A 17200-nucleotide genomic window follows, 5' to 3' on the forward strand; every position below is an offset into this window, starting at 1 on the left:
CAGGACCCCGGCAGAGGCCTTCTCCCAAGTGTTGCACTTCGAGTGTGAATCCACCTCCCGGCCTTCGCCGGGACGACACTGAATTTGTGGCGCCCCCGAAACTACGACGCCAGAAATCCCCCGTCCGCCGCCAGCACGTGGCCGACGACATACGACGACGCATCCGACGACAGCCACACCACGGCCTCCGCCACCTCCTCCGGGCTCCCCATCCGGCGCAGCGGCAGGCCGGCACTGACCGTTGCGACATCGCCGACGCCGGCGCGCAGCATCATGTCGGTGACGACGCGGCCGGGCGCGACGGCGTTGATGCGGATGCCGCGCGGGGCGTTCTCCATCGCCGCCGAGCGTGTCAGCGAGATCGCGGCGGCCTTCGAGGCCGAATAGAGCGAGAAGCCGGGATTGGGATTGCGCATGCCGCTGACGGAGGCATTGACGACGATGCTGCCGCGGCCCTGTGCCAGCATCGCCGGCAATTGATGGCGCAGGCAGAGAAACAGCGCACGGACATTGGTGTCGAACACGCTGTCGTAGATGTCGGTGCCCTGCTCTTCCAGCGGCGCGCGGCGCTCCTGGAAGCCGGCATTGTTGAAGGCGACGTCGAGCCGGCCGCAGCGCTCGACGGCCGTGCCGACGAGGTGCGCGACCTCGTCCTCGCGCGTGATGTCGGTCTTGAGCGCGATCGCCTCCGTGCCGAGCTCGCGGCACGCCGCGGCGGTTGCCTCGATCTCGGCTTCGCGCCGGCCGGCAATGATGACCGCTTCCGCCCCTTCGGACGCCATCCGCAACGCCGTAGCGCGGCCGATGCCGCTGCCACCGCCCGTGACCAGGCAGACCTTGCCGCTCATCCGCATCCCGGTTGGCAGAGTTCCGCTCATGGTCGACTCCAAAACGCTTGCATGCGCCGCTTTGCGCATATAGTTGTATGATACAACTATACGCGGGGAGTCAAGATGGCCGAGCTTTCGCTGATCGACGACATCCGCGCCGCCTCGCGGTTGATGGTGCGCGAGCTCGGCTTCATGGATGCGACGGTGGCGGCGTCGGACTATCCGCCCTCGGCCGTGCACACGATCCTGGAGATCGGCATCCGCGGTCCCATGACGTCGGGCGAGCTCGGCGATTTCCTGCGGCTGGAGAAATCCAGCGTCAGCCGCCTGGTGCGCAAGCTGATCGATTGCGGCGAGCTGCGTGAAACGCCGGACGAGCTTGATGCACGCAGCAAGCTGTTGTCGCTGACGGCGAAGGGCCGACGCACGCTGGAGGGCCTGCATGCGTTCGGCCGTCAGCAGGTGCGTGGCGCGCTGGCGGCATTGACGGCGGCGGAGCAGCGCACGGTGCGCGAGGGGATGATGCTTTATGCGCGGGCGTTGAAGGAGAGCCGGGTGGCGGAGGAGGTGGCGTAAGTCCGCAGCCCGGATGGAGCGCAGCGCAATCCGGGGCCTTTCACGCCGCGGAGAGATTGTCCCGGATTTCGCTACGCTCCATCCGGGCTACGCATCGTCGTCCTGGCGAAAGCCAGGACCCATTACTCCAGGGAGTAATTTGGCGAAGACTTGTCGCTCGGTACTTCTACCGCGGCAAGATCGATAGACCTCGCGGTATGGGTCCTCGCTTTCGCCAAGACGACACCGAGCGGATGGCACCCCTCCCCTACTTCCCGAACTCTTCCCGCATCTTGGCCTGGATCTTGGCCATGCCACCGATCCAGCGATCGTAGTTCTCGGTCTTCTTGCGCATGTAGCCGAGCACCTGGGGGTGCGGCAGGATCAGGAAGGTCTCCTGCTCGAGGCCGGCGAGCACGTCTTTTGCGACCTGCTCGGGCGTCAGGTCGCCGTCGCCGGATTGCGGGCCCTTGGGGATCGAGCGCAGCATGTTGGTGTCGACGCCCTGCGGGCAGAGAATCGAGACCTTGATGTTGTGGGCCTTGTGCGAGATCGCGAGGTTCTCGGCAAAGCCGACCGCGGCGTGCTTGGTGGTGGAATAAGCGGGGCTGCCGACCTGCGACAAGAGGCCCGCGGCCGAGATGGTGTTGAGGAAATAGCCGCCGCCGCGCGCCTTCATGCGGGGAATGAGATGCCGCGCGGCATAGACGTGGGCCATGACATGGATCGCCCAGCTGCGCTGCCACGGCTCGTCGGAGGCGCCGCCGGCATTGACCGACATCGGATCGAAGCCGCCGCCGATGCCGGCATTGGAGCAGAACAATTCGATCGGACCGAACTGCCGCTCGGTTTCCTCGATGACGTGGGCGATATCCTTTTCCTGCGCGACATCGCATTTGAATGCCGCGCCATCGACCATGGCAGCGACCGCCCGCGCATTGGCGGCGTCCATGTCCGCAACGACGACCTTGGCGGCGCCCGCTTTGTGAAAGGCCTCGCATAGCGCCCTTCCGATGCCGTTGGCGCCGCCCGTGACGACCACGACCTTGCCGGTCACCTGCATGCGACGTCTCCCCTTGTCTTGTATTGTCTTGTACCGCTTTATACCGCGCCGCTTATTCCGCGTCGCGGGTTCTGCTCAGCTCAACACGAGATCGAGCACCGCGGTATAATGGCATGCCGCGCCGGCCAAGACAAAGCCGTGCCAGATCGCATTCTGGAAGCGCAGCCGCCGCCAGGCGTGGAAGATCACGCCGAAGCTGTAGAGCAGGCCGCCCGCAAGGATGAAACCGAGCACCAGCGCAGGCAGCGCCTCGACCACGGGGCCATAGAGCATCACCCCGCTCCACCCCATCGCCAGATAGATGCCGACCGAGACGCGGTCGAACCGGCCGGGATAAAAAAGCTTCAGCACGATGCCGAGGAAGGCGACGCACCAGACGCCCGCGAGCAGCACCAGCGCGAACACGCTGTTCTTCAGCTCCAGGATGAACGGCGTATAGGTCGCCGCGATCAGGAGATAGATGGCCGAATGGTCGAAGCGCCGCAGCAGCCATTTCGCCGGCGACACCGGCCAGAGATTATAGGTCGCCGACAGCACCAGCATCGAGAGCAGGCCGGCGACATAGATCGAGACGCCGACGATGTCGGTCGCCGTCGCATAGACCGCCGTCAACACCACCAGCACCGTCGCGGCGATGAGGCCGGCGAGGACGCCGATCGCGTGGATGACACCGTCGGCGATCAGCTCGGCGCGATCGTAATCCCAGCCGATCACGTCGGCGGCGGCGTGGACGGAGGAAGATGCGAACTGTTTCAACTGGAAGACGGTCATGGCAATCCGACAAAGCTTGAGGCAATGCCTTCTTCTATGGGTCTTTCGGGACTGGCGCGTCGTTCAAACGGCTGATTTGCCGACAAAGGCGGTGGAAGTATGAAAGCTTGATTTTCTTCAGGCAGTTGCCACCTTTGTGATTAATCCGTTTTGCGTATCCCTCGCCCGAGCCCCCTCACGTTCATATGGCATTCAGTTTCCAGGATATGGTCGAGGAGGCGCGGCTGTCAGCCCGGGCGCTGATCGACTATGGCGAGCATTTCTTCAACCCGACCGTGCGGCTTGGTGTCACCGGTCTGTCGCGCGCCGGTAAGACCGTATTCATCACCGCGCTGATCCATGGGCTGACGCGCGGCGGGCGGTTTCCGGTGTTCGAGGCCTATGCCTCGGGCCGGATCGCGCGGGCGCATCTGGCGCCGCAGCCTGATGATGCCGTGCCGCGTTTTGCCTATGAGAACCATCTGCGCGCCCTGATCGAGGAACGGCGCTGGCCGAGCTCCACCGTCGACATCAGCGAGCTCAGGCTCGTCATCGACTACCAGCGCCCGAACGGCGCCGACCGCACCTTGACACTCGACATCGTCGACTATCCCGGCGAATGGCTGCTCGACCTGCCGCTGCTGCAGAAGAGCTACGAGCAATGGTCCGCGGAAAGCCTGGCGCTGTCGCGCGAGGCGCCGCGTGCGCATCTTGCCAGCGAATGGCACGCCCATCTCGCAACACTCAAGCCCGAGGCACGCGAGGACGAGCAGGCGACGCTCACGGCCGCAAAGCTCTTCACCAACTATTTGCGCGCCTGCCGCGACGAGCGTTTTGCCATGAGCCTGCTGCCGCCCGGCCGCTTCCTGATGCCGGGCAGTCTCGCGGACACGCCGGCACTGACCTTTGCGCCGCTCGACGTGCCCGCGGGCGGACAGGCGCCCGAGGGATCGCTGTGGGCAATGATGGTGCGCCGCTTCGAGGCCTACAAGGACGTCGTAGTGCGGCCGTTCTTCCGCGATCATTTTGCGCGGCTCGATCGCCAGATCGTGCTCGCCGATGCGCTCGCCGCATTCAACTCAGGCCCTGAGGCGCTGCACGATCTCGAAGCCGCACTCGCCGGCATTCTCGATTGCTTCAACATCGGCCGCAGCACGATTCTCTCCAGCCTGTTCCGGCCGCGCATCGACCGCATCCTGTTCGCGGCAACCAAAGCGGATCACCTGCATCATTCCAGCCACGACCGGCTCGAGGCCGTGCTGCGCCGCGCGGTCTCGCGTGCTGTCGCGCGTGCCGAAGATACCGGCGCGGCGATCGACGTCGTCGCGCTCGCTGCGGTGCGCGCCACGCGCGAGGCTCAGGTGGCGCATGGCCGCGACAAATTGCCGTCGATCCTGGGAACACCGGCCGCGGGCGAGAGCGCCAACGGCGAGCTCTTCGACGGCAACACGGAGGTTGCGACCTTTCCGGGCGATTTGCCGCTGGATCCCGAGCCGCTGTTCAACGGCGGGGACGCGTTTCGTGGCCTCTCCACAGAGGCAGCGGAGAAGAGCGATTTCCGCTTCCTGCGCTTCCGCCCGCCCAAGCTCGAACGCGAGGGAACGGACGAGCCCGCGCTGCCACATATCCGCCTCGACCGTGCCTTGCAGTTCCTGATCGGAGACAAGCTCGCATGAACGACCGATCGAAGCCACGGCGGCCGGCCACGTTCCGGCTCGACGATCCCGGCGTCGTCGTTACCGAAGCCGACGAGACCAGCCGCCTCGCCCGCGCCACCATCCAGATCACGCCGGAGCACGATCCTCAGGCGCTGCCGGTGCCGGTTCAAGCCGCGCTGCCGGCGCGGCGCGGCTTTCCCTGGGGCACGGTGTTCTGGTCGGGGCTTGCGGGATTGACGCTGCTCGGCACCGGGCTCGGCGTGGTCCATCTGATCGAGGACCTGTTTGCGCGCAGCGAAACGCTCGGCTTCGTCGGGCTCGGGTTGGCGGTCGTCACCGCGCTTGCGCTGGCGGTGGTGATCGGGCGCGAGGCGTTTGGCCTCGCACGCCTCGCGACGATCGAGAAGCTGCATGCGCGCGCAGCCGCGGTGCTGGCCAACGACGACCGCAAGGAAAGCCGCGTCATCGTGCAGGACCTCCTGAAGATCGCACACCAGAACCCGCAGCTCGCGCGCGCCCGCGCCACGCTCGAGAGCCACGCCGGCGAGATCATCGACGGCGCGGACATGATCCGCCTCGCCGAGCGCGAGTTGATGTCCCCGCTGGATGTCGAGGCGCGGCGACTGGTGTCGTCAGCGGCGCAAAAGGTCTCGATCGTCACCGCGGTCTCACCGCGGGCCGCGATCGACGTGCTGTTCGTGTTCGTGGCCGCGCTGCGCCTGATCCGCCAGCTTGCTTTTCTCTATGGCGGCCGGCCCGGCGCGCTCGGCATGATCCGCCTGCTCCGCCACGTCATCGCGCATCTTGCCATCACCGGCGGCATGGCCGCGAGCGACAGCCTGGTGCAGCAGATGCTCGGCCACGGCATTGCGGCGAAGCTGTCGCAGCGATTGGGCGAAGGCGTGCTGAACGGGCTGCTGACGGCGCGGCTGGGCCTCGCCGCGATCGACGTGACGAGGCCGCTGCCGTTCGCCGCGCTGCCGCCGCCGAAACTGTCGGATCTGGCGACGGATCTGCTGCGGAAGAAGGACGACGAGGAGTAGCGGCGCTTGCTTACCCTCCCCTGGAGGGGGAGGGTCGCTACGCATGGAGCGTAGCGCAATGCGTAGCGGGGTGGGGTGACGGTCTCTCCACCTCGAACACTGCCCGCGTGGAGAGATCACCCCACCCCGCTCGCGCTACGCGCGATCGACCCTCCCCCTCCAGGGGAGGGTAAGAGAAGGCGCCGAGGCGCGCTCCCGCTTTTCGAATTCCCCCGCCAGCACCCGCCACCAAAACAGCGGCGAGTCCTTCGGCGGCGAGAGCTCCGGGGTCCAGCCGGTGAGCTTTTCAATCACGTAGGTGTCCGTCAGCACGCCGCGCCAGCGGCGCTCGACTTCGCCGAGCGGCTCGCGCTTGGCCGGGATATTCTCCCACTGCGATGCGCGGTTGTCCGGCTCGCGCCCGACATAGATCCCCGCATGCCCCCTGATCTTGTCCATGCCGGGATCGCGGAAATCCTGGAAGCGGCCGCGCTCGTTGATCTCGATGACCGGCACGCGGCCCCGGAACAGCCAGCGCATCATGGCGTAGGTGCGGTAGTCCGTAGTCGCGATCCAGGTCGCGCCGGTTTCATCGAGGGCAGCCTGCGCGCGCGCCGCGACCTGCTCGTAGCCGGCTTCGGCGCCGATCGGATCGATCTTGCCGAGCAGATTCCAGGGCGCAGCGACGTAATAGAGGAACACGATGACGACGAAGGCGATGCCCGAGACGATCGCCGTCTTCACCCAGAACAGGCTCGACCGGATCATCCGCGCCGACCATTTTTCACGCGACAGCATGACGAGGTTCACGGCCGCAGCCGCAAAGCCCACTGGCCACATGAACATCGGCCAGGTGTCGCCGACCCGCAGCGTCAGCGATTTCACCAGGAAATAGACAAACGGCACCAGCACCGCGGTCGACAGCAGGATCGCGACCGGCTCGCGCGTGCGATAGCCGCGCCACGCGGTCATCACCAGGCCCGTCAGCACCACCGGCAGCATGACGAAACCGACGAGGCCGAATTGCAGGCCGATGTAGTCGCCGACCGTCCGCAGCGAGATGCCGTAATTTGTGGTGGCGCGCACGCCCTGGAAGCGGATCGAGGCCCAGTCGTGCTGAACGTTCCAGATCAGCACCGGCGAGAACACCGCGAGCGCGACCAGCACTGCGAGATAGGGATAAGGGCTGCGCAACCAGCGCCAGCGCCAGTCCGGCACCAGCAGAAAGGCGGCAACCGCCGGCGCGAACATGATCACGGTGAATTTCGACAGCATCGCGAGCCCGGCGAACAGGCCGGCCGCGAGCCACCAGCGGCCGTCGCCGCTTTGCGCCAGCCGCACCAGGGACCACACCATCGCCACGGCGAACGGGATCATGGCGACGTCGGGCGCGACCTTGGCCATCAGGAGGCCATAGTAGAGCGCGGCTTCCATCATGAGCACGACGACCACCATCGCACGTGCGTCACGCGTGAGGCGGCGGACGATGTCCGCGAGCAGCAGCTGCGTCACCAGCATCGCGACGATACCGCCGAAGCGCACCCCGAGCGGAGTGTCGCCGAAGATCGCGGTTCCGAAGCGGATCAGCCAGGCGATGCCGGGGGGATGATCGAGGAAGCTGAGCGCCGCCTCCTTCGACCAGGTCCAGTAATAGGCCTCATCCGTGCGCAGCTCGATCGCGGAGGCATAGACGATGCGAAGCACGGTCATTACCGCGATGATCAGCACGGCAACAAGGATGAGCCGGCGTTCGGCGCCGTCTGGCTTCTTGGAGATGTCGGGAGCGATCGTCACGGCCGCGCTTTTCCCCGACTTGGGAGGGGGAGTCAATGTAGGGCAAGCTCTCTCCCCGAGTCGTCCCGGCGAAGGCTGGGACGACAGCGGAAGGGAATTGGCTGGCACGGCGCGCAAGTGCGCGCCTTTGCCCACCCTACGGTTCTGTCACCTTGCCGCGCATGTGATCGGGCCAGCTGTCCGCGGGCGGAATTAAACGCTAGGCTGGCTGTTCTCCTCCATGAACTGATACAACCGAATCATGGCCACCGCTCCCGTCCACATGCCCGAACTCGTCCGCGCCACCAGCGTGCGGCAGGTGCGGCTCGTCTGCGGAATCATCCTGTTCTCTTATGTGGTCAGCCATTTCCTGAACCATGCGCTCGGCAACATCTCGGTCGACGCCATGGAGACCGGGGTCCACTACCACATGCTGTTCTGGCAGTTCCTGCCTGTCGCGATCGTGTTCTACACGGCGGCGCTGACCCATATGGGGCTCGGCGTCTACGCGCTGTACCAGCGTCGGCAGTTCCGCTGGAAGACGATCGAGCCGCTGCAGCTCGTGCTGGGGCTGAGCATCCCCGCCCTCGTCATGGCGCATGTGATCGGCGTGCGGCTGGGCCAGACGCTGTACGGACACCAGAAGCTCTACCCGCAAGAGCTCTATCTGTTCTTCATCGGCTCGCCCGGCCGGCTCTGGCAGATGACGATCCTGCTCCTGATCGCCTGGGTGCACGGCTGCATCGGCATCTATTTCTGGCTTCGGCTGAAGCCGTTCTTCACGCGCGCGGCGCCCTATCTACTCGCGGCCGCCGTGCTGATCCCGACCCTGTCGCTGCTTGGAATCTACCAGGGCGGCCGCAGCGTCGAGATCGACGCCGACGACGGGGAATGGCGTGCGCACAATCTCACGCGCCGCCAGCTCGGCTCGGTCGCCGAGGCCAATACGCTCGACCGCATCACCGGCGGCCTCACCGCCGGATATTTCGGTCTGCTGGGACTGGCGCTGGCGGCGCGCGGCGTACGGGCCTGGCGCGAGCGGCGCGGCGGCATGATTGCGCTGTCCTACGGCAACGGCAAGACCGTGCGCGTGCCAAAGGGCCTCTCCGTGCTGGAGGCGAGCCTGCGCCACAACGTGCCGCATGCCAGCGTCTGCGGCGGCCGCGCCCGCTGCTCGACCTGCCGCATCCGCATCATCGGCGACCATGGCGCCCTGCCCCAGCCGTCGCAGCGCGAGGCCTTCGTGCTGGCCCGTGTCGGCACCGCCGATCCGTCGATCCGGCTTGCGTGCCAGCTGCGTCCGGACTGCGACCTCTCCTTCTTCCAGCTCTTCACACCCCACACGCATGCGGCGGACGGGCACGCCTCGACGCCGGCCAGGATCGGCCAGGAGCGCTATCTCGTCAGCCTGTTCGTGGACATGCGCGGCTCGACGCAGCTTGCCGAGAAGCGGCTGCCGTTCGACACCGTCTTCATCGTCAACCGCTTCCTCGGCGCGGTCTCGCAGGCCGTGATCGCGAACGGCGGCCAGCCGAACCAGTTCGTCGGCGACGGCATGCTGGCGCTGTTCGGGCTCACAGCCGATCCGCAAGAGGCCTGCCGGCAGGCCCTGAAGGCAGCCGCCAGCCTCGCTGCGAACATCGACGAGTTGAACCAGCTCCTCAGCCACGATCTGCGCCAGCCGATCCGCTTCGGCATCGGCATTCACGGCGGCGAGGTCATCATCGGCGACATCGGCTATCGCGATCACATCGTGTTCACGGCCCTCGGCGACGCCGTGAATGTCGCCGCCCGCCTCCAGGACATGACCAAGACGCTCGCCTGCGAGGCGATCGTTTCCGAGGAAGTGCGCCGCACCGCCGGCCTTGCCGAGGATGCCCTGCCGCAGCAGGAGGTCGCGATCCGAGGCCGCGACGAGCCGATGGCGGTGCGCGTGGTCGCGGATGCGAGGGAGCTGGCGGGGCTTGTCGCCAGCGGCGATCGGGTCGCGGCATGATGCTCACCTCTCCCCGTAATGACGGGGCGAGGGAGCACAGCTTCGCTACGGCCGCAGCTCGCCCAATCTCATTACAAGCGTAACACCGGCTTGCTGCAACGCAGCGGCATGGGCTTGCTGCGAAAGCACGAATTGACTTCGTCTCGATCGTTGCGACAGATGAGCGCGGGATCGCGGTGATGACCGCTGATCCAACGAAAAAGCTCCGGGAGGAGACCAGATGTTCGATCGACGCGACCTGCTCAGAGGAGCCGGGCTTGCCGCGATTGCGGCCACACTGAATTCCACCAAAGCGCTGGCCCTCGACACCGTCACCCTGCCCTTCGCCAATGGCGAACGGCCGCTGGTGAAATATCCGCAGAAGCGGCCGATGATCGGCCTCACCAGCCGACCGCCGCAACTCGAGACGCCGTTCGCGGTGTTCAATGACGGCCCGCTCACGCCGAACAACGCGTTCTTCGTGCGCTATCACCTCTCCGACCTGCCCTACAATCTCGACCCCGACAAGTTCACGCTGGAGGTCAAGGGCAAGGTCGACAAGCCGCTGAAACTGTCGCTGAAGGACATCAAGAAGATGAAGGCGACGGAGATCGTCGCCGTCAACCAGTGCTCCGGCAACAGCCGCGGCTTCTTCGAGCCGCGTGTCGCCGGCGGCCAGCTCGCCAACGGCGCGATGGGCTGCGCTCGCTGGCGCGGCGTACCGCTGAAGACCGTACTGGAGATGGCGGGCGTGCAGAGCGGCGCCAAGCAGGTCACCTTCAATGGCATGGATGGCCCGGTCAGCGACAAGACGCCCGATTTCATCAAGGCGCTCGATCTCGATCACGCCACCGATGGCGAGGTGATGCTGGCCTATGGCATGAACGGCGAGGACCTGCCGTTCCTCAACGGCTTTCCGCTGCGCCTGGTCGTGCCCGGTTATTACGGCACCTACTGGGTCAAGCACCTCAACGAGATCACCGTCATCGACAGCGTCTATGACGGCTTCTGGATGAAGTCGGCCTATCGCATTCCCGATACGCCGAACAATGCGATCGAGCCGGGCACCGCGCCGAAGGCGACGATCCCGATCAACCGCTTCACCATCCGCTCCTTCATCACCAGCGTGCCTGATGGTGCGAAGCTGAAGGCGGGAGCGGTGACCCTGCGCGGCATCGCCTTCGACGGCGGCAAGGGCATCAAGAACGTCGAGGTCTCCACCGACGGCGGCAAGACCTGGGCGAGCGCGAAGCTCGGCAAGGATCTCGGCAAATACGCGTTCCGCGAATGGAAGCTGCCGGTGAAGCTCGCGGCCGGCACCGTTGAGCTCAAGGTCCGCGCCACCGGCAATGGCGGCGAGACCCAGCCGGATACGCCGCGCTGGAACCCGGCGGGTTATCTACGCAATGTCGTCGAAACCGTCCGCGTCAGCGTGGCCTGAGGGGGAGAATGATCATGCAGCGCACCGTTCTCCTTACCGTCTTGCTGGCCCTCGCCGCCGCGGTGGGCTCGGCGCTCGCAGCGCCGGTCAACTACAAGACCCCCGACGAGGTCGCCGCCTTCAAGCCCGGCCCCAATCTCGAGGTGGTGCAGGGCAATTGCACCGCCTGCCACTCGTCCGACTACATCAACACCCAGCCACCGATGAAGGACAAGAAGGCCTTCTGGCAGGCCGAGGTGACCAAGATGATCAAGGTCTACGGCGCCCCGATCGACGACGCCGACGTCGGCAAGATCGTCGACTATCTAGCCGCGACTTACTGACGGAGGACTCGCGGCGTGCGGGCCATTTGACCGCGAAACGGGCAAAACCGGCAAAAACGCCGCGAAGTTGAGCGGAATTCGGCAAAAGGCTGATGTGGTTTGAGCTACCAAGCCTGCCACATTCCGCGTATCCTGTTAGGACCGAACCGGCCGGTTGGCGGGGACTGGCGGTTCGAGATCTCGGAGGAAGACCCGCGGAGAAGTCGTGATGGCTAAAGGTACGGTCAAGTGGTTCAACCCGACGAAGGGTTATGGATTTATCCAGCCTGCGTCGGGGGGCAAGGATGTGTTCGTGCATATCTCGGCAGTCCAGAAAGCCGGTCTGTCCACCCTCAACGAGGGACAGACGGTGGAATACGAAGAGATCGCAAACCGGGGCAAGACCTCCGCAGAAAACCTCAAAGTATAAGCCCGCCAGCGTTTGCTGCCTCCCGGATCAATCCGGGAGCCGGGCCAAAAAAATTTTAGAAGACGGCCAGTGCATTCGACGACAGGCGTTGCGATTGCACACGGAGAGCTATTTTTCCTTGGCAGACCGCTTGTTCAACGCCACAGCAATGACAATCGCGACGGCACTTCGCTAACCCACCGGCAACGGTGCGTCGCGCTTGATCTCCTCCATCACTGCATAGGTCCGCGTCTCGCGCACGCCCGGCATCGACAGCAGGGTCTCGCCGAGGAAGCGTCGATACGCCGTCATGTCCGCTAGCCGCGCCTTCACAAGGTAGTCGAAGCCGCCGGCAACCATGTGACACTCCAGCACTTCAGGCGCGAGCTTCACCGCGCGCGCAAAGCGCTCGAAATTGTCCGGCGTGGTCTTGTCGAGCAGCACCTCGACGAACACCAGGAGACCGAGGCCGAGCCGGTGCGGATTGAGCCTGGCGCCATAGCCTTCGACAAAGCCTTCGCGCTGCAGCCGCTTCAGGCGCTCGCCGATCGAGGTCGGCGACAGGCCGATGCGCTCGGCGAGCTCGACATTGGCGATTCGTCCGTCTTCCTGCAAAATCGAGAGGATTTTCCGGTCGATTCGATCGAGTTCCATATTTTATCTGGCCTGTCCGTCACCTATCTTCATTTTCTAAGGCAAACTGGCTAATTTGTCTATCGAACTACTGTCATGCGGGCTTTATCCTGAGTTTCAGCCACAGGACACGCCATGCCGAACATTCCGCCGCCCTTCGCCGCCCCCTATGCCCCTGACGATGCCGAGATTGCCGCGCGCCTCCTGCCGGCCTCGCATCTCGGCCCGCTGCAGGAGGCGCGGATCGACCGCACCGCGACGCGGCTGATCGAGGCGATCCGCAAGCGCGACGACCGCCTCGGCGGCGTCGAGGACATGCTGCGGGAGTTCGCGCTCTCGACCAAGGAGGGGCTCGCGCTGATGGTGCTGGCGGAGGCGCTGCTGCGCGTGCCGGACGCGCGCACCGCCGACCAGTTCATCGAGGACAAGCTCGGCGAGGGCGACTTCATCCACCACGAGACCAAGTCGACCGCATTCCTGGTCAACGCGTCGGCCTGGGCGCTTGGCCTGTCGGCGCGGGTGATCCAACCCGGCGAGACGCCCGACGGCACCATCGGCCGTCTGGTGAAGCGGCTCGGCGCGCCGGCGGTGCGCACCGCGACGCGCCAGGCGATGCGGCTGATGGGCAATCATTTCGTGCTGGGCGAGACCATCGAGCAGGCGCTGGAGCGGGGCAAGCCGCGCTCGGGTCAGAAGCCGCGCTATTCCTTCGACATGCTCGGCGAAGGCGCGCGCACGGCGGCCGACGCCAGGCGCTATTTCGACGCCTACGCCAGCGCGATCGAGACGATCGGCAAGGCGGCCGGCGAGCGGCCCCTGCCCGACCGGCCCGGCATCTCCGTCAAACTCTCGGCGCTGCATCCGCGCTTCGAGGCGATCAGCCGCGACCGCGTGATGCGCGAATTGGTGCCGCAATTGCTGGACCTCGCGCAGCGCGCCAAGGCCCACGACCTCAACTTCACCGTCGATGCCGAAGAGGCCGACCGGCTGGAGCTGTCGCTCGACGTGATCGCGGCGACGCTCGCCGATCCCTCGCTGGCCGGCTGGGACGGCTTCGGCCTCGCGATCCAGGCCTATCAGAAGCGCGCAAGCGCTGTGATCGACTATGTCGATGCGCTGGCCCGCGCGCATGACCGCAAGCTGATGGTGCGGCTGGTCAAGGGCGCCTATTGGGACACCGAGATCAAGCGCGCGCAGGAGCGCGGGCTCGACGGCTATCCCGTGTTCACCCGCAAGGCGATGACGGATCTGAACTACGTCGCCTGCGCGACGAAGCTTCTGGCCTTGCGGCCGCGCATCTTCCCGCAGTTCGCCACCCACAACGCGCTGACGGTCGCGACCGTGCTGGAGCTCGCAGCTGATAGCGGCGGCTTCGAATTCCAGCGCCTGCACGGCATGGGCGAAGCACTCTACGAGCAGCTCGCCAAGGACCACCCCGATATCGCCTACCGCACCTATGCGCCGGTCGGCAGCCATCGCGATTTGCTGGCCTATCTGGTGCGGCGGCTTTTGGAGAACGGCGCGAACTCGTCCTTCGTGGCGCAGGCCGCCGATTACCGCGTGCCGGTGCCGGCGCTGCTGCAGCGGCCGGTTGATGCCATCGTCCGGCCGCAAGCGGCCGCGCATCCCAGGATTCCGTTGCCGGGTGATCTGTTCGCGCCCGAGCGGCGCAATTCGCGCGGCGTCGAGTTCGGCGCGCGTGCCGCGCTCGATCAGTTGCTGACGAGCGTCGAGGCCGAGGCGGCCGATCTCAAGCCGATCGCTGACGCCACGCCGGAGCAAGCCAATGCGGCGGTCGCCGCCGCACGCGCCGGCTTTGTCGCGTGGAGCCGGACGCCGGCGGGCGTGCGCGCGGCGTCGCTGGAGCAGGCCGCGCATCTGCTCGAGGGCCGCAGCGCCCATTTCATCGCGCTGTTGCAGCGCGAGGGCGGCAAGACGCTCGACGACGCGCTGTCGGAGCTGCGCGAGGCCGCCGACTTCTGCCGCTATTATGCCGCGCAGGGCCGAAGGCAGTTTGGCGTCGAGGCCGCCATGCCGGGGCCGACCGGCGAGAGCAACGCGCTTGGCCTGCGCGGCCGCGGCGTCTTCGTCGCGATCTCGCCCTGGAATTTTCCGCTCGCGATTTTCCTGGGACAGGTCTCGGCCGCGCTGATGGCCGGCAATAGCGTCGTGGCAAAGCCCGCCGAGCAGACGCCGCGCATCGCGCGCGAGGCGGTCGCCCTGCTGCACGAAGCCGGCATCCCCAGGAGCGCTCTGCATCTCGTCACCGGCGACGGCCGCATCGGCGCTGCGCTGACCGCACACCAGGACATCGCCGGTGTCGTCTTCACCGGCTCGACCGAGGTCGCCCGCAGCATCAACCGGGCGCTCGCGGGCAAGGACGGGCCGATCGTGCCGCTGGTCGCGGAGACCGGCGGCATCAATGCCATGATCGCGGATGCGACCGCCCTGCCCGAGCAGGTCGCCGACGATGTCGTGACCTCCGCGTTCCGCTCCGCCGGCCAGCGCTGCTCGGCGCTGCGGCTCCTGTTCGTGCAGGAGGACGTTGCCGACCGCATGATCGAGATGATCGCGGGCGCGGCGCGCGAATTGAAGATCGGCGATCCCGCGGATGTCGCAACCCATGTCGGGCCGGTGATCGACCAGGAGGCCAAGAAGCGGCTCGATGCGCATATCGCACGGATGAAGACCGAGGCGCGACTGCATTTTGCCGGCTCCGCGCCCGATGGCTGCTTCGTCGCCCCGCACATTTTCGAGCTCGGGGAGACCGGCCAGCTCACCGAGGAGGTGTTCGGCCCGATCCTGCATGTCGTGCGCTATCGTGCCGAGAACCTCGAACGCGTGCTGCAGGCAATCGAGCGCACCGGCTACGGCCTCACGCTCGGCGTCCATTCCCGCATCGACGACACCATCGAAGCCATCATCGAGCGCGTCCGGGTCGGCAACATCTATGTCAACCGCAACATGATCGGCGCCGTGGTCGGCGTACAGCCGTTCGGCGGCACCGGCCTGTCCGGAACCGGCCCCAAGGCCGGCGGCCCGCACTATCTCGCGCGCTTTGCGACCGAGCAGACCGTGACGATCAACACCGCGGCAGCCGGTGGCAATGCTGCCCTGCTGGCGGGTGAAGAGTGAGGGGCGCTGCTGGGTTCTGGTTCTCAATGCGCAACCAGTTCCGTCATCCTGAGGTGCCGGAGCGCAGCGGAGGCCTCGAAGGATGAACGGCCCGGATGTAGCCGGGCCGTCGCCCTTCGAGGGCCGCTGAAGAAGCGGCCACCTCAGGGTGACGGGGAGAAATTCAAGCCCGCGGCAACTACACTGCAACGAGCCCTGCGCCGGGCGCCGTTGCATCCCGGCAAAACATCGGTCTAATGCTCCATGACTTGGCCCGCGCCAATTCCAGCGCGCGGGAAACAACAAGAGCGAGGGAGCAACGCCGCGATGGACAAGGGCATTTTTGCGGGGCTGAAGGTTCTGGACTGCGCGAGCTTCATCGCAGCGCCCGCGGCCGCGACCGTGCTATCGGATTTCGGCGCGGACGTCATCAAGATCGAGCCGCCCGGCGCCGGGGATCCCTACCGCAACCTGCCCAACCTGCCGGGCTATCCGACCGGCGAGCACAATTTCGCCTGGCTGCTGGAGGCGCGCAACAAGAAGAGCATCGCGCTCGACCTCGCCAAGCCCGAGGCGCAGGCCGTGCTCTACAAGCTGGTGGAAGAGGCCGACGTCTTCATCACCAACATGCCGCCACCGGTGCGCGCCAAGCTCGGCATCACCTATGACCATCTCGCCCATCTCAACGACCGGCTGATCTACGCCTCCTTCACCGGCTATGGCGAGAAGGGCGAGGAAGCCAACAAGCCCGGCTTCGACAGCAACGCCTATTGGGCACGCTCCGGCCTGATGGACCTTGTCCGCGCCGACATCGACACCACGCCGGCCCGCTCGGTCGCCGGCATGGGCGACCACCCCTGCGCCATGGCGCTGTACAGCGCGATCGTCACGGCGCTGTATCAGCGCGAGAAGACCGGCAAGGGCTCGCACGTCGCCTCCAATCTGATGGCGAACGGGGTGTGGGCTGCGAGCGTGCTGGCGCAGGCAAAGCTCTGCGGTGCCAAGTTCGGCGAGCGGCGGCCGCGCGAGCGCGCGCTGAACGCGGTCGCCAACCACTACCAGTGCAAGGACGGCCGCTGGCTGATCCTGTCGCTGCTGAACGAGGAGAAGCAGTTTCCGACGCTGGCCAAGTGCCTCGGGCGCGAAGACCTGATCAATGATCCCCGCTTCGCCACCAAGGCCGATCGCCACGCCCGCTCGGTCGAGTTGATCAGGATTTTGGACGAGACCTTCGCCACAAAGGATCTCGCCGAATGGCGCAAGATCCTCGACGGCAACGGCCTCGTGTTCGGCGTCGTCGCCATTCTGGACGACATCCCGAACGACAAGCAGATGCTCGACAACGAAGTGCTGGTGCCGTTCGAGAACGACACCATGCTCACCATCAACAGCCCGATCTGGGTCGACGGCGCAAAAAAGGTCCAGCCACGCAAGCCGCCCGCCGTGGGCGAGCACAGTGACGAGATTTTGCGCGGGGCGGGATACGACGAAGCGGAGATCAAGCAGCTGCGGGGTTCGGGGGCGGTGGGGTAAGGGGGCGCGCGCACGTCTCACGCAGTGTCGTCCCGGCCTAGTGCGCAATTGCGCACGGGGGCCGGGACCTATAACCACCGAATGTGGTTTAGCGAAAACTCGGAGTTACTAGCTTACGCGACAACTCCCTCTCTGGGATATG

At 66.0% G+C, this 17200-nt stretch carries 14 protein-coding genes; 9 read left to right on the top strand and 5 right to left on the bottom strand.

All coding sequences use genetic code 11. The annotated features are described in order from the left end of the window. Positions 1-101: 101 nt before the first annotated feature. Entirely contained in the window at positions 102-878 is a 777-nt protein-coding gene (locus JQ603_RS18595; RefSeq protein WP_212341574.1) for an SDR family NAD(P)-dependent oxidoreductase, read from the bottom strand. A gap of 75 nt (positions 879-953) precedes the next feature. On the opposite strand from JQ603_RS18595, the gene JQ603_RS18600 reads away from it, so the two are divergent. Then, positions 954-1406: a MarR family winged helix-turn-helix transcriptional regulator gene (locus JQ603_RS18600; protein ID WP_212341576.1), complete on the top strand. Its 453-nt coding sequence runs from the start codon at positions 954-956 to the stop codon at positions 1404-1406. A gap of 247 nt (positions 1407-1653) precedes the next feature. Here the strand turns inward: JQ603_RS18600 and JQ603_RS18605 are convergent, their stop codons facing one another. Then, complete coding sequence (locus JQ603_RS18605) at positions 1654-2448, bottom strand: SDR family oxidoreductase (RefSeq protein WP_212341578.1); 795 nt, start codon at positions 2446-2448, stop codon at positions 1654-1656. 75 nt (positions 2449-2523) lie between these two features. Further along, positions 2524-3219: a PAQR family membrane homeostasis protein TrhA gene (gene trhA / locus JQ603_RS18610; protein ID WP_212341579.1), complete on the bottom strand. Its 696-nt coding sequence runs from the start codon at positions 3217-3219 to the stop codon at positions 2524-2526. Between the two features lie 185 nt (positions 3220-3404). On the opposite strand from trhA, the gene JQ603_RS18615 reads away from it, so the two are divergent. Continuing rightward, positions 3405-4874 (top strand): YcjX family protein, encoded by a 1470-nt coding sequence (locus tag JQ603_RS18615; protein ID WP_212341581.1) that lies wholly within the window; start codon positions 3405-3407, stop codon positions 4872-4874. Further along, entirely contained in the window at positions 4871-5899 is a 1029-nt protein-coding gene (locus JQ603_RS18620; RefSeq protein WP_212341582.1) for a YcjF family protein, read from the top strand. Before JQ603_RS18615 ends, JQ603_RS18620 begins: the two co-directional genes overlap by 4 nt. Positions 5900-6034: 135 nt before the next feature. Here the strand turns inward: JQ603_RS18620 and JQ603_RS18625 are convergent, their stop codons facing one another. After that, positions 6035-7588: a glycosyltransferase family 39 protein gene (locus tag JQ603_RS18625; protein WP_212342431.1), complete on the bottom strand. Its 1554-nt coding sequence runs from the start codon at positions 7586-7588 to the stop codon at positions 6035-6037. A 325-nt stretch (positions 7589-7913) separates the two neighbouring features. Between JQ603_RS18625 and JQ603_RS18630 the strand changes: the two genes are divergently transcribed. The 4 genes from JQ603_RS18630 to JQ603_RS18645 all read left to right on the top strand — a co-directional run bounded on the left by JQ603_RS18630 (position 7914) and on the right by JQ603_RS18645 (position 11799). Further along, the gene (locus tag JQ603_RS18630) at positions 7914-9647 is read left to right on the top strand and encodes an adenylate/guanylate cyclase domain-containing protein (protein WP_212341583.1); all 1734 of its coding nucleotides are present in this window, start codon (positions 7914-7916) and stop codon (positions 9645-9647) included. Positions 9648-9867: 220 nt separating this feature from the next. Beyond that, a complete protein-coding gene (locus tag JQ603_RS18635; RefSeq protein ID WP_212341584.1) occupies positions 9868-11067 on the top strand; it encodes a molybdopterin-dependent oxidoreductase in 1200 nt (399 codons plus the stop codon). 14 nt (positions 11068-11081) lie between these two features. Continuing rightward, positions 11082-11390 (top strand): cytochrome c, encoded by a 309-nt coding sequence (locus JQ603_RS18640; RefSeq protein ID WP_212341585.1) that lies wholly within the window; start codon positions 11082-11084, stop codon positions 11388-11390. 208 nt (positions 11391-11598) lie between these two features. After that, entirely contained in the window at positions 11599-11799 is a 201-nt protein-coding gene (locus JQ603_RS18645; RefSeq protein ID WP_008563500.1) for a cold-shock protein, read from the top strand. Positions 11800-11970: 171 nt separating this feature from the next. Here JQ603_RS18645 and JQ603_RS18650 read toward each other — a convergent pair whose 3' ends face one another. Further along, entirely contained in the window at positions 11971-12432 is a 462-nt protein-coding gene (locus JQ603_RS18650; RefSeq protein ID WP_018643717.1) for an Lrp/AsnC ligand binding domain-containing protein, read from the bottom strand. Positions 12433-12546: 114 nt separating this feature from the next. On the opposite strand from JQ603_RS18650, the gene putA reads away from it, so the two are divergent. Then, positions 12547-15546, top strand: a complete 3000-nt coding sequence (gene putA / locus JQ603_RS18655) for a bifunctional proline dehydrogenase/L-glutamate gamma-semialdehyde dehydrogenase PutA (RefSeq protein WP_212341586.1) — start codon at positions 12547-12549, stop codon at positions 15544-15546. Positions 15547-15852: 306 nt separating this feature from the next. Further along, complete coding sequence (locus JQ603_RS18660; protein WP_212341587.1) at positions 15853-17058, top strand: CaiB/BaiF CoA transferase family protein; 1206 nt, start codon at positions 15853-15855, stop codon at positions 17056-17058. Positions 17059-17200 lie beyond the last annotated feature (142 nt).

The sequence above is a fragment of the Bradyrhizobium liaoningense genome (assembly GCF_018130825.1).
Lineage (GTDB): Bacteria > Pseudomonadota > Alphaproteobacteria > Rhizobiales > Xanthobacteraceae > Bradyrhizobium > Bradyrhizobium liaoningense_B.